This window comes from Moorena producens PAL-8-15-08-1 (assembly GCF_001767235.1).
GTDB classification, from domain to species: domain Bacteria; phylum Cyanobacteriota; class Cyanobacteriia; order Cyanobacteriales; family Coleofasciculaceae; genus Moorena; species Moorena producens_A.
The window spans coordinates 3,760,890-3,775,072 of record NZ_CP017599.1; the positions used below are offsets into that span (position 1 = coordinate 3,760,890).

At 43.4% G+C, this 14,183-nt stretch carries 10 protein-coding genes; 5 read left to right on the forward strand and 5 right to left on the reverse strand.

Annotated features, from left to right (window positions below; translation table 11 throughout):
• Positions 1–132 precede the first annotated feature (132 nt).
• The 4 genes from BJP34_RS39745 to BJP34_RS14065 all read left to right on the forward strand — a co-directional run bounded on the left by BJP34_RS39745 (position 133) and on the right by BJP34_RS14065 (position 8,455).
• On the forward strand, positions 133–5,166 hold the full coding sequence (locus tag BJP34_RS39745) for an eIF2A-related protein (protein WP_070392891.1): 5,034 nt from the start codon (positions 133–135) through the stop codon (positions 5,164–5,166).
• A 606-nt stretch (positions 5,167–5,772) separates the two neighbouring features.
• Positions 5,773–6,039 (forward strand): hypothetical protein, encoded by a 267-nt coding sequence (locus tag BJP34_RS14055; protein WP_070392892.1) that lies wholly within the window; start codon positions 5,773–5,775, stop codon positions 6,037–6,039.
• A 540-nt stretch (positions 6,040–6,579) separates the two neighbouring features.
• On the forward strand, positions 6,580–7,119 hold the full coding sequence (locus tag BJP34_RS14060) for a TRAP transporter small permease subunit (protein ID WP_070396660.1): 540 nt from the start codon (positions 6,580–6,582) through the stop codon (positions 7,117–7,119).
• A 4-nt stretch (positions 7,120–7,123) separates the two neighbouring features.
• The gene (locus BJP34_RS14065) at positions 7,124–8,455 is read left to right on the forward strand and encodes a TRAP transporter large permease (RefSeq protein ID WP_070392893.1); all 1,332 of its coding nucleotides are present in this window, start codon (positions 7,124–7,126) and stop codon (positions 8,453–8,455) included.
• Between the two features lie 14 nt (positions 8,456–8,469).
• Here the strand turns inward: BJP34_RS14065 and BJP34_RS39750 are convergent, their stop codons facing one another.
• Complete coding sequence (locus BJP34_RS39750; RefSeq protein WP_149030975.1) at positions 8,470–8,880, reverse strand: hypothetical protein; 411 nt, start codon at positions 8,878–8,880, stop codon at positions 8,470–8,472.
• Positions 8,881–9,105: 225 nt separating this feature from the next.
• Here BJP34_RS39750 and BJP34_RS14075 point away from each other — a divergent pair, with 225 nt between their 5' ends.
• Complete coding sequence (locus BJP34_RS14075; RefSeq protein WP_070392895.1) at positions 9,106–9,933, forward strand: ABC transporter permease; 828 nt, start codon at positions 9,106–9,108, stop codon at positions 9,931–9,933.
• Between the two features lie 23 nt (positions 9,934–9,956).
• Here BJP34_RS14075 and BJP34_RS43255 read toward each other — a convergent pair whose 3' ends face one another.
• The 4 genes from BJP34_RS43255 to BJP34_RS14090 all read right to left on the reverse strand — a co-directional run bounded on the left by BJP34_RS43255 (position 9,957) and on the right by BJP34_RS14090 (position 14,056).
• Positions 9,957–10,097, reverse strand: coding sequence for a hypothetical protein (locus tag BJP34_RS43255; protein ID WP_158517204.1), 141 nt, complete (start codon positions 10,095–10,097; stop codon positions 9,957–9,959).
• Positions 10,098–10,167: 70 nt separating this feature from the next.
• Complete coding sequence (locus tag BJP34_RS14080; protein WP_070392896.1) at positions 10,168–11,478, reverse strand: hybrid sensor histidine kinase/response regulator; 1,311 nt, start codon at positions 11,476–11,478, stop codon at positions 10,168–10,170.
• Between the two features lie 2 nt (positions 11,479–11,480).
• Complete coding sequence (locus tag BJP34_RS14085) at positions 11,481–11,930, reverse strand: response regulator (RefSeq protein ID WP_070392897.1); 450 nt, start codon at positions 11,928–11,930, stop codon at positions 11,481–11,483.
• A 20-nt stretch (positions 11,931–11,950) separates the two neighbouring features.
• Positions 11,951–14,056 (reverse strand): PAS domain-containing sensor histidine kinase, encoded by a 2,106-nt coding sequence (locus tag BJP34_RS14090; protein ID WP_070392898.1) that lies wholly within the window; start codon positions 14,054–14,056, stop codon positions 11,951–11,953.
• Positions 14,057–14,183: the final 127 nt, after the last annotated feature.

Consider the following 14,183-nt stretch of genomic DNA (forward strand, 5'->3'; position numbering starts at 1 on the left):
ACCGATTGCGCTACGCGCACGCTGCGCAAACAGTAGCTAGCGGATTAGCTGATAGCTGATAGCTGATAGCTGATAGCTTACAACAATTGTATTCCTATTAATTATTTATTTATCTAAAAAAAGCTGGTTGTTATGAGTCGGAATGCCTTAGTAATAGGAATTAATACTTACAGCTATGAAAGCCTCAATAATTTAACGGCACCTGGGCGGGATGCAGAAGCTATAGCCCAATTACTAGAGAAGTATGGAGACTTTAAGGTAACGCGACTCCCGGCAGTTAAGGATAAACAGAATAATACCATTCGCGTTGGTAAAAAAACCAAAGTCACTCTAACTCAGTTAGAAGACGCCATAGTACAATTGTTCAAACCAAATGGGAAACCCCCAGATACAGCGCTACTCTATTTTTCTGGGCATGGTTTACGAAAAAGCAAGGGGATACAAGAAGGCTTTTTGGCAACTAGTGATGTTAACCCAGACATGGGTTCTTGGGGTTTATCCTTACAATGGCTACGGCGACTGTTACAAGAAAGTGAAGTAAGGCAGCAGATTATTATTTTAGATTGCTGTTATGCCGGGGAAGTACTAAATTTCAAAGAAGCAGACCCCGGAGACCGGGGTAAAGGCAGAGACCGGTGCTTTATTGCTGCTTCTCGTGCCTTTGAACTGGCCTATGAAGACATTGGCAGTAATCATAGTGTTCTCACCTCTGCACTGATCAAAGGATTAGAACCAAGCCAACAGCGGTGGGTAACTAACTATTCCTTAGTTGATATACTCACTCAACAACGGAATGCTTTTCCCCAGCGTCCTATTTTTAGTAATTCTGGTGAACCGATTAATCTGACTCGCAGGTGGACAGCAGCAACAAAACAGTTGGCTGCCTCAGCAAAAAGTATCTGTCCTTATAAAGGCTTAGCTTATTTTGATTGTACTGAAGAAGATGCCAAGTATTTCTACGGTCGTACTGCCTTAACGGATCAATTGTTGGAAAAGGTGCGTGTTGGTAATTTTCTGGCTGTCTTGGGAGCGTCTGGTAGTGGGAAATCTAGTGTAGTTAGGGCGGGATTATTGTATCAGTTACAACTGGGACAGAGGTTATCGGGTAGTGAAAGTTGGCAGATAAAAATCCTTCAGCCGGGTGAACATCCCCTCAATTCCTTAGCACTAAGCTTTTTAGATTCTGGGTTATCTGATATCGAACGGGCGACTCGATTAGCTCAAGCCGAGGATTTGATCAAAAAGGGTTCTGAAGGGTTGAGACAATTAATCGCTGTAACCGATACCCAGCGGCTAATACTGGTAGTGGATCAGTTTGAAGAAGCCTTTACTTTGTGTCAGGATAGCTCAGAAAGACAGCAGTTTTTTGAATGCTTATTGGGGGCTTTACCTAAAACCGGGGATAAACTCTGTTTGGTATTGACGATGCGAGCAGACTTTTTTGGTAAATGTCTTGAACAGGACTATAGCGGATTGGCACAGCAGATTCAAGAACATGGAATTGCTGTGATGCCCATGTCACCAGAAGAGTTAAGACAGGCAATTGTAAAACCAGCCAAACAGGTAGAATTGGAGATTGAGCCAGGACTGGTGAAAGAAATACTGGCAGATGTAGCAGATGCACCAGGATATCTGCCATTGTTGCAATATACCCTGACACGACTGTGGCAAGAAAGCACTGATAACTGTTTGCGGCTCAACACCTATGTCAAATTGGGTGGTGTGATGGGTACTTTGCGTCAACGGGCGACTGAGGTATATGAGCTACTTTCAGAAGAAAAACAAGCAGCAGTTAAGCATATTTTTCTAGCACTGACTCAGTTGGGAGAAGGTACAGAAGATACCCGCAGACGAGTATTAAAGCCGAATTTAGTGAATCAGCGCTATAACGAAGAACTTATTGATACCGTAGTTCAGAAATTGGCTGATGAAAAGCTAGTTGTTACTACTGAAATGGTAGGTAAAGGAAGAGAAGCAAAGAGAGTAGCAGTGGTGGATGTTGCCCATGAAGCTTTGATTCGTCATTGGAGTCTGTTGCGGAGTTGGATAAGTGAAAACCGGGATGGGATGAGAATAGCCCGTAAGATTGAGGCGGCGGCTGAAGAGTGGAAAAGGGAAGGTAAGCCAGAAGAAATTGCTTTTTTACTATCAGGAGCAAAATTAATTAACGCTGAGGATTATCTCGCTAAAAATCTTTGCCAGGGTCAACTTAATAGTGATGCACAAGAACTTCTTAAGATTAGTCAAAAAGTCCGCGATAGCATAATTGACAAACAAAAACAACGTCAACAGGAAGAGAAACAACGTCAAAAAAAACTACTAGAGGAGTCTGAAGCCAGACGAAAAGCAGATGTAAAAGCTCGTCAATTAGCAGAAGAAAATCAGAAGCAACTTAAGCTTTTGTTGATCTTGGTTATAGTGGGCGGAATTATTGCCGCTTTTTTTGGCTTAAAATTTCGTAAACAGGCAATTAACTCAAACTTACTAGCACAAGCAGCCAATATCAAGTATTCTCTATCAGTAAAACCTACTACAAAAGAATTGATCCAAGCTATTGAAGCAACCGCTCAAATTAAAGATTACCAAAAATCCTTACAAGCAAAAGTAATCTATTTAGAACCAAAGGTTATCAATGAAGTTCATTATAGCTTGTTAACAGCTTTAGATAAGGTTCGAGAAAGGAATCTTTTACAAGGTTATACTGCTGATGTCACTGAGATCGCTTTTAGTCCAGATGGCAAACAGATTATCAGTGGCAGTGACGACGGAACAGTGCGTTTATGGAACACAGAAACCGGTCAACTAATCCATACATTAGAAGGTCATACTGATGATGTCAATGGGATCGCTTTTAGTCCCGATGGCAAACAGATTCTCAGTGGCAGTTACGACGACACCTTACGGTTGTGGGACACAGAAACCGGTCAGCTAATCCATACATTAGAAGGTCATACAAGTAGTGTCACTGAGATCGCTTTTAGCCGAGATGGCAAACAGATTCTCAGTGGCAGTTTTGACAACACTGTGCGGTTGTGGGACACAGCATCCGGTCAACTAATCCATACATTAGAAGGTCATACAAGTAGTGTCACTGATATCGCTTTTAGTCCAGATGGCAAACAGATTATCAGTAGCAGTAGAGACAAGACTGTGCGGTTGTGGGACACAGCATCCGGTCAACTAATCCATACATTAGAAGGTCATAAAGATTGGGTCAAGGCGATCGCTTTTAGTCCAGATGGCAAACAGATTATCAGTGGCAGTTACGACTACACCTTGCGTTTGTGGGACACAGAAACCGGTCAACTAATCCATACATTAGAAGGTCATACTGATGATATCAATGCGATCGCTTTTAGTCCAGATGGCAAACAGATTATCAGTGGCAGTTACGACTACACCTTGCGTTTGTGGGACACAGAAACCGGTCAACTAATCCATACATTAGAAGGTCATACTGATGATATCAATGCGATCGCTTTTAGTCCAGATGGCAACAAGATTATCAGTGGTAGTGCTGACAACACCTTACGCTTGTGGGACACAGAAACCGGTCAACTAATCCATACATTAGAAGGTCATACTGATGATATCAATGCGATCGCTTTTAGTCCAGATGGCAACAAGATTATCAGTGGCAGTTGGGACGACACCTTACGGTTGTGGGACACACAATCCGGTCAACTAATTCACACATTACAAGGCGGTAAAAGTTATGTCAATGCTATCGCCTTTAGCCCAGATGGCAACAAGATTATCAGTGGGGGTGATGACAACACTGTGCGGTTGTGGGACACACGATCCGGTCAACTTCTCTATGCCTTGGAAGGTCATACAGATATTGTCAATAATATCGCTTTTAGTCCAGATGGCAAACGGATTCTCAGTAGCAGTAATGACCACAGCTTGAGGTTGTGGGACACAGATTCCGGTCAACTAATTCGCACCTTACAAGGCCATAAAAGTTATGTCAATGCTATCGCCTTTAGTCCAGATGGTAACAAGATTATCAGTGGCAGTGCCGACAAAACCTTGCGGTTGTGGGACGCACAATCCGGTCAACTTCTCCATAACTTGGAAGGTCATACAAGTTGGGTCAATGGGATCGCTTTTAGTCCAGATGGCAAACAGATTCTCAGTGCCAGTTGGGACAAAACCTTGCGGTTGTGGGACACACAATCCGGTCAACTAATTCGCACCTTACAAGGCCAAAAAAGTAATGTCTATGATATCGCCTTTAGCCCAGATGGCAACAAGATTATTAGTGGCAATTTAGACAACACTGTGCGCTTATGGGACACACAATCCGGTCAACTTCTCTATACCTTGAAAGGTCATACAAGTTTTGTCACTGATATCGCCTTTAGTCCAGATGGTAACAAGATTCTCAGTAGCAGTGATGACAACACCTTACGCTTGTGGAACACACAATCCGGTCAACTTCTCTATACTTTGAAAGGTCATACAGCTCTTGTCAATGATATCGCCTTTAGCCAAAATGGCAAAAAAATTCTGAGTGGCAGTGCCGACAAAACCTTGCGCTTGTGGGACACAGCATCCGGTCAACTTCTCCATACTTATGAAGGTCATACAGCTCCTGTCAATGGGATCGCTTTTAGTCCCGATGGCAAACAGATTCTCAGTGGGAGTTACGATAAAACAGTGCGGTTGTGGCGGGGTGGAAATTGGAAAGATTGGTTAAAAGAGGGATGTAATCAGCTGCAATTTCATCCTGACCTCGTTGCACTTAAAAATAATCAAGACAATAAAGCAGGAGAAGCCTGTCTCAAGTATGCCGATTGGGCAGATAAAGCAAAAGCAGAGTTTATGGTAAGACTTGGTCGGGCTTTTTTACAAAAAGAGCAAAATGTCAAGGGTGCTGTTAAAAAATTAAAAAAAGCGCAAAAACTTAATCCCGACATCGACCTCAATCCAGATACAGAGGAAATAGACAAAGACCCTAAAATAGTAGCGCACTTGTTAGCCGCACTATTCAAGATAGAAGAGGCAGCGATACTAGCAACAGAGGGAAGAATAGAGGAGGCTATTTCTCTCTATCAGGAAGCACAAAAACTCAATCCTGACATCGACCTCAATCCAGATACAGAAGAAATAGATAAAGACCCAAAAACATTAGCGCAACAGTTATTTACAGAATGGAAATAACCAATTTACAGTATTGATAAAGCTTGTAACTGGGGTTACCGGAACTTACAGATTTTTCCAAATTATCATCGATGGAAGCTAATACCAAAAATTTTAAGATTAGACTATAGATCAGGCTTGTTATTAATCTATTTTTGTGCTAATCCGGAATGGATTAGATACTGAACTATAGCTAAAATAAATTATAGCCGTTATTGCATTTATGAGGTAAACTTATCAACCTCAAAGTCCCCCTTTTTAAGGGGGATTTAGGGGGATCTCTTTGTACCTCATGGGAAATAGAATTGCTATAACGTTAATCATTCTTAACAAAAAAGGTACCCTTAAGGGTACTGCGAAGCCAGGGGATTATCTGACATTCTATAAATATCTTGATTGAAATGAATTGTAGCAAGAGGTAAAACTCATGGCTTACAAAGCCTTTCATCCCTGTGTCTCCTAAGTTCTGATCAAATTGGGAGTAGATCAAAGTGGCAGCAGAGATGAACGATTTACTATCAGAGCAAGCTGAAACCCTTTTTTAAGGGGGGTTAGGGGGGATCTATGTACCTAATTTCAAAAGTGACATGCTCCCAAATCAGATTAGCTTATCCTAGGAGAGAAATTATGACACCATCACCATCTGAAATTGAGAATACAATTCCGAATTGGGCATTCGAGACCCTTAAGGTATCAACCATCAAATCCTTAATAAGAATTCCTGTTTTAATCTTGATTTCAATTCTTTGGAGCCCTTTGGTATTTATGCTCTGGAATTGGCTAATGCCCACAATGTTTGACATTCAAAAAGTTTCATGGCTTCAAGCAATTGGGCTGACGATTCTAGCGAGATTGTTATTTACCTATGAATATCCGGTAAAAAGTAATGGGTGATTCTTACAATATCCAGTCCAATGACACCACCATCAATTGGGGACAGTGTATTTCTTTTTTTCTGTGGTCGATGTTGAGTTCGCTGATTGAACCTATAATAAAATACTCACTCGTTATTGTTCTATGGAACTGGCTAATACCAGAAATTTTCGGACTAGCCCCGGTCAATCCTTTTAAAATCCTTGGTTTCCTCTGTTTATTAACGTTCTTCCGGTCAACTTTATTTTTCTCCTGTAGCCGGGGAAAGCTGAGTATATCGCTTGAACCGATCGATAGTTAAAGAGCGTAATGATTTGTGATATCAAAAGATAGGTCTCAAATTGTTAATAATACCTACAGCGGTTTGCAATTCAGGTAGGTCTTTCGTTCTGGGTTTTTAGGGACTTCGGAGCAGGGAGCAGGGAGCAGGGAATAGAGGGATTTTTGGCAACTTTACACAAGTTAAGACAGCGAGGTTTATTTTTGTCCAGCTACTTAGCGACTTGGGACTTGCTATGTTAAAATATCATTCCAATAGCTGGTAAGTGAGGAGTGTGGCTATTGCAACAACTATTACGTATCTCTAGAGTAATTGATAGCTTCAACGAGAGAATCGGTCGCTTAACCTACTGGATTTTGCCACTGATGATCATGATTGGTGTGTGGAATGTCGTTGGTCGCTACTTGGGACGTTTTATAGGAGAAAATTTGAGTTCTAATGGGTTTATCGAAACTCAGTGGTACTTATTTGACTTAGTATTCCTGTTGGGGGCGGCTTACACTCTCAAGCATAATGGCCATGTGCGAGTGGATGTTTTTTATAAGAGTTTGAAGCCTAAGGCTCAAGCGATCGCTAATTTAATTGGGACATTATTGTTCTTAATTCCCTTCTGCATCATGGTAATTTATTTTTCTTGGGGGGCAATTGTTAATTCCTGGACGATTCAAGAGATGTCCCCAGATCCAGGAGGGTTACCCCGTTATCCAATTAAATCCATGATTATTGTCAGCTTTGGGTTGCTGATTCTTCAAGGAATCTCAGAAGCGATCAAAAACTGGGCAATTTTTGCTGGATATTTGGCACCCCAGGAGGAGGACTAAAACCATGGGTTATGACTGGTTAGGTCCAGCCATGTTTGGCGGTGCCTTGGTATTACTTTCCATCGGCTACCCGGTAGCCTTCTCCCTAGGTGGGGTGGCAATTTTGTTTGCCATCATAGGGGTGAGTTTGGGTATCTTTGACCCGATTTTCATGACCGCTATGCCCCAGCGGATTTTCGGGATTATGGGCAACTACACTCTCCTAGCAGTGCCCTACTTTATTTTTATGGGTTCCATGCTAGAAAAATCTGGCATTGCTGAGCAGCTGTTGGAAACCATGGGAATTCTGTTTGGACGGCTGCGAGGGGGATTGGCCTTAGCGGTGGTGATTGTGGGGGCGTTGCTGGCCGCATCTACTGGAGTCGTTGCCGCAACAGTAGTAGCAATGGGACTGATTTCCCTACCAATTATGTTGCGCTACGGTTATAACAAGGAACTAGCCACTGGCGTAATCGTGGCATCGGGGACATTAGGACAGATTATCCCACCGAGTGTGGTGCTAGTGGTATTAGCGGATCAGTTAGGAATTTCCGTAGGAGACCTGTTTATCGGTTCCGTGATTCCTGGTTTAATGATGGCTGGGGCGTTTGCCATTCATGTGATCATTGTAGCATGGCTCAAGCCAGATGCAGCACCAGCCCTACCCCTAGAAGTCCGAAATATCAGTGGAAAAGCCTTGGGAAAGCGGGTGATCCAATCAATGGTACCACCATTATTGTTAATTTTATTAGTATTGGGCAGTATCTTTTTTGGGATTGCCACTCCAACGGAAGCAGGGGCTGTAGGTTGCCTGGGCGCAATAGTATTGGCTGGTGTCAATGGTCAGTTGAATTTGCCATCCCTGCGACAGAGCTCTGATGCCACCATGCGGATTACCAGCATGGTGATATTTATATTGCTGGGTTCAACAGCATTTAGTTTAGTGTTTCGTGGCTTGAATGGCGATCGCGTCATGGAAGCGATGCTGTTAAACCTTCCCGGCGGTTACATTGGCTTCCTAGTAGTCAGTATGTTAACTATTTTCCTACTAGGCTTCTTTATTGACTTTTTTGAGATTGCCTTTATTGTAGTACCGCTGTTTGCTCCAGTGGCCCAACAGCTTAACCTTGACTTGGTCTGGTATGGGGTAATTATCGGAGCCAATCTCCAAGCCTCATTTCTGACACCACCCTTTGGCTTTGCTCTGTTTTATTTACGGGGTGTCGCCCCACCAGAGGTGAAAACCATGGAAATTTACCGAGGTGCGATTCCGTTTATTCTGTTGCAACTGCTGGTGTTAGTGTTAATTATTGCCTTTCCTGGTATAGTCAGTTTCTTGCCATCTTTGAGTACTTGATTTGACAATCTAGGTTAATGGGAGTCGGGAGTCGGGAGTCGGGAGTCGGGAGTCGGGAGTGGAACAGGCATCTTGCCTGTTACAATTCCCAGTTCATGTATGGTGGGCAGTGCAGCAGACAGATCATGAAGCTTGCAAACCGCGTTGGTAGGCACTGCCCACCCTACGATTAATGACTTAACAATGTGGGTTAATGGGAGTCGGGAGTCGGGAGTGGAACAGGCATCTTGCCTGTTACAATTCCCAGTCGGGAGTCGGGAGTCGGGAGTCGGGAGTGGAACAGGCATCTTGCCTGTTAAAATTCCCAGTCGGGAGTCGGGAGTCGGGAGTGGAACAGGCATCTTGCCTGTTAAAATTCCCAGTTCATGTATGGTGGGCAGTGCAGCAGACAGATCATGAAGCTTGCAAACCGCGTTGGTAGGCACTGCCCACCCTACGATTAATGACAATGGTGCTCAGAGGCAGAAAATGAGGGTGAGCCTTTTGGTGGTGCGTTACGGGGCGGGCTGTCCCAATACTGGCGCTCGGTGTTGAACATCAGGGCAAGCCCGCCCCTAACGCACCCTACGAACTCATGGATAGAATCTTGTCGTCGTCGGTAGTAATATTTAGTAATGTAAAGGAAAATTAACTTAATTGAAACCGATACTGTGAAATCCAATCTATCACTGCCCCATCAAAACACCATCAAAGGGTCCCAGTTACCGACTATAGTCACAGATAGCCTCACGGTTTTGTGGGGGGACTGGCTAAAGTTACGGGTGCGAGCCACGCAAGTCGTTGCTAGTGGGCTAATCTCCCCAGTGATCTACATCTTGGCATTTGGTCTTGGCCTAGGGAGTACCTTAGATCGGACAATGACTCCCGCAGTTGGTGAATCCTACTTAGAATTTATTCTGCCAGGAATGGTGGCGCTGTCGTCTATGACCATTAGCTTTGCTGGCACCACCTTTTCCATTTGCGGTGATCGGCTATACACGAAAACCTTTGAGGAAACCTTGTTGATGCCAGTGCATCCCTTAGCCTTGCATGTGGGCAAAATGATGGCGGGGATTTTGCGGGGATTAATGACATCTGGTTCAGTGATTTTGGTAGCAGTGCTGTTTACTGGGAAAGTATGGAGTTTTATCAATCCCTTATTTTTCTTGTTGCTAGTGCTTAATTGTGCTGTGTTTGCCGGTTTAGGGGTGATAGTAGGATTGAATGTCAAATCCTTGGAAATGGTTGGTCTTTTCAACAACTTCTTAATTGTTCCGATGTCGTTCCTAGGTGGGACGTTTTTTGACCCAGGGACCTTACCTACAGCCCTAAAAGTGATTGTCTATCTATTGCCTCTAAGTTATACCAGCACTGGACTCCGGGCTGCTGCTTACTTACCCCTGTCCGAGTTTCCCTGGTATGCGATACCGATTCTGCTGGGGTTTGCGATCGCACTTTCTCTGTTTGGTGCTCACCAATTCGCTCACCAGCAAGACTGATTAGGTACACTTACACCCTTATATCAAGTTCGGTTGAATACCCATAATAAAAGTGTGGGGACCGGGCGCGGGGAGATGGGGAGATGGGGAGATGGGGAGATGGGGGAGATTTTTATTAAGCGATGCAGCGCGGTCTTGGGGGTTTCCCCCATGAGCGACTGCATCAAGACAGGGTAATTATCCTGACATGATATTAGACTAGATATTAAGGGTTAACGACTTACCACCATTAACCTAAGACTTAACACCTGAAGAACGGGATGAGCGTAATGGCAATGTGACCGTAAAGGCTGTACCAACTCCCACTTCACTGTCTACACAAATCTCACCACCGTGGAGGTTGACACATTTTTTGACAATTGCTAATCCTAGTCCGGTACCAGAGATAGTACCAACATTACTACTGCGCTGGAAAGCCTCAAATAACCGTTCTTGGTCTTCTGGGGGGATGCCAATTCCGGAATCTTGGATCCGGAACATAGTACTATGTTCACTCATGATCAGATCAAATTGGATATCACCCCCATCCGGTGAATACTTAATCCCATTGGAGAGCAAATTAGACAGAATTTGCCGCAAAAGTTTTTCATCTAGATAAGCTTTGTCAAAGCAATCCTGATTAATACAGCAGGAGGTTTGCTCTGAATTATCTGTACAGTTAAAGTTAATAGTCAAGCCAGGCTTAGCTGTGAGTTGAAATTCTTCCACAATTTCCTGACAGAAGGCTAACAAATCCATAGGTAAGGGTTTGAATTCCAATTTTCCTGCCTCAGCTTTACTGAATAGCAGTACATCACTCACTAACTTAGTCAGATGTTGAACCGTGGTTTGAATCCGCTGCAAATGACGTCGCTTTTTTTCCGCAGACCATTTATGACTGTAATGTTCTAATAATTCTGCCGAAGAGAGGATGGTGGCTAGTGGAGTGCGATATTCATGAGAAACGACAGAAACAATCCGAGATTTGAGGTCATTGAGTTCTTTTTCTTTATTCAACGCCTGACGAAGTTCTTCTTCCAAGGACTTCCGATTTGAAATTTCCTGTTGCAGGTACTGATTTTTTTGCCTTAATTCATCGGTTTGTTCCGCAACGCGATGCTCTAATTCTTCATTGAGTCGTTGCAATTGCTCCTCACTTTGTCGAAGCTGCTTCATAGTATTGGCTCGCTCAATGGCATAGCGAATTGTGCGGATCAGCAATTCACTATCAATTTTGCCCTTGACTAAATAATCTTGTGCTCCTTTTCGTAATGCTTCTAGGGCGGTCACTCTATCATTTAGACCCGTTAACACCACAATGGGTAAATCCGGTACTACCTCGTGGGTTTTTGTTACCGTAATCAATCCCTGTTTATCCGGTAACGATAGGTCTAACAAGACTATATCAAAATGATGTTTACTGAGGGAATCAATAGCATCTTGTAACTTTTCTACCTGCACCAGTGACCACTGAATCTCTTGGGCATCAGTTAAAATGATTTGGAGAAGATCCGCATCAGCTGGGTTATCTTCTACTAGCAAGATTTTTAGGGAATGGGTGTCCATATTTATTGATATGATGGCAGTCTAACAAGGTTTAACCAAAATTCTTCAATCAGCTTCACCATCGACATAAAACTTTCCAAATCAATGGGTTTACAAATGTAGCAGTTAGCTTTTAGTCTGTAAGTATTGATAATATCTTGCTGAGAGTCAGATGTGGTTAATATAATAATTGGTATTGTACTTATCTTGGGGTCTTCCTTTATTTCTTGGAGAACCTGGCGACCATCTTTTTTAGGTAAATTGAGATCCAGAACAATTAAAGCTGGACGTGGGGCTTCCTGATATTTGCCCTGCTTACGGAGGAATGCGATCGCCTTAGCACCATCATCAACCCAATGAAAGTGACTGGATAGCTTGCTATCACATAAGGCCTCTAAAATGAGTTCGGCATCACTCGACGAATCTTCTACCAGCAGAATATCAATTGGTTGAGTATTTGTCATAATGTTCATGATGCCAGTTCCTAAAATTTTTAGATAATGTTTAACTCATGATGATGCTGTGGTATTGAGAAGTAAAATGTTGTGCCTACTCCTAGCTCTGACTCTACCCAAATTTTTCCCCCATGACGCTCTACAATTTTCTTACAAACTGCTAGACCAATGCCTGTGCCGGGATACTCACGGCGGGTATGCAAGCGCTGGAAAATAGTGAAGATGCGCTCAAAGTACTCAGGCTCAATACCAATACCATTATCACGAACTGAAAAGATCCATTCCTTACCCTTCAGTTCTGCTGAAATATGGACTCTGGGTAGCTCTTTGCTGCGAAACTTAATGGCATTACCGATGATATTTTGCAGAAGTTGACTCAGTTGTATATCATCCCCCATAACTACAGGTAAGGAGTCATGGGTAACTATGACATCGCTCTCGATAATCGCCACATTTAAATTGTCTAAAACCCGATTCAGTACTACCTCGCAGTCAGTAACGGCTAATTCTTTACCATGGGTTCCCACCCGAGAAAAACTCAGCAGATCCTGGATTAACTGCTGCATGTTAGTAGCGCCATCTACGATGTAATGAATATACTTATCCGCTTGAGCATCGAGGTTACTCTGGTATTTTTTAGCTAAGAGTTGGGTGTAGCTACTAATGGCTCGCAGTGGTTCTTGTAAATCATGGGAAGCCACGTAAGCAAATTGTTCTAACTCACGGTTAGATCGGGATAAATCTTGATTAAGTCGTTTGAGTGCCTCTTGAGCTTCCTTACGCTCTGTAATCACCTCAGTACTCATAATGATACCGCTAATTTTCCCAGCAATGTCAACCCAAGGAGCGATTTCCCACTTGAGCCACTGTTGTTCACCATTAGCGAGAATAAACAAATCTTCTTCACACTCTGCTGAATCACCCTCTAAGCACCGTTGGTGTATTTTCTTCCAACGCTCAGGAGTTTCTGGAAATACGTCGTAGTAGCTTTTGCCAATGATGTTGTCATCAGATATGTTGTACTCTGAGTACCAGTGGCGACTAACAAACTGGTACCTCATCTGCTGATCCAATATGGCAATAGCTGCAGGTACATCTTCCAAAAATAGGTTGAGCAGCTCTAGGTTGTTGCCTAATTCCGACTCAACCTGGCGGCGCTCCCTGATTTCAGCTTTTAAGACTTCATTAGCTGCTGCTAGTTGCTTTGTCCGTTCTGATACTCGTTGTTCTAACTCTTCATAGGCTTGGCTGAGGACATCGTCCTCTAGCTTGCGCTTCGTGATATCCTCTACCACGGACACCACTCCGATGACGGTGCCATCAGATTCAATTAAGGGAGCATTGTGCCACTGGCAAAATATACTACTGCCATCTTGTGGATGGTAGTTTTCCGTAATGCAGTTGGTATAATCAAAATTCAAACAGTCTTGCAGAACTCGTTGGAGCTGCTTGAGGGAAGATTGCGGCTTGATCAATTCATGGGCACGATGCCCAAAGGCTTCCATCTTCTTATAGCCAAAAATTTTTTCGGCTACATGATTCCACTGCATCACTTGACCATCCAGGCTCCACTCAATGAAACCAAGGGGAGTTTGCTCTACCAGGAGGGACAAGGTTTGTTGGGATCTCAGTAGTTCTTCTAGGGTTTGCTTACGTTCAGCAATTTCCTTTTCCAGAGCTGTGTTAGTCGCTTCCAGTGGAGCTCGACTGGAGAATGCTAAGACTTTCGGCATCACTACTACTAGTGCGATCGCGCTAGACAGAGAAAGTATGGCACTAGTGCCTTTGACTAAACCAGAGAGCCAATAATCGGGATGCCAAATTGTCCAGACTTCCAGCAAGTGACTGGTGCCACAGCACAAAACCAAGGCACTAAATAGTAATAAAATCTTCAGTAATGGCAGATCTTGGTGTTGAGACCAAACATAGATCAGCAACAGCAGAATAGAGTAATAGGATAGAGCAATTAGTAAATCCGATCCAGCATGAAGTCCAACTAATTCAGGCTTCCAGACATAGCAATGCTCGTGGAATATATAATGACCGGAGAACATCTCTTGTAAGGTTTTGAGCATATGCCGTTGGTCAATTGGGCAAGAATTTCCAGCAGCACCGATGGTAACAGCAATGGTCAGATTAAGCATCTTGGTTTCGTACCAAGTAGCAGATCTCCAACTTATCCGTTGGAGTTAATTCCCTTTTGAAGTGGAACTGGGTATCGAGAAGGTAATCACCTCCCATGACAGTAAGACACACTTGGTTCTTCTATTC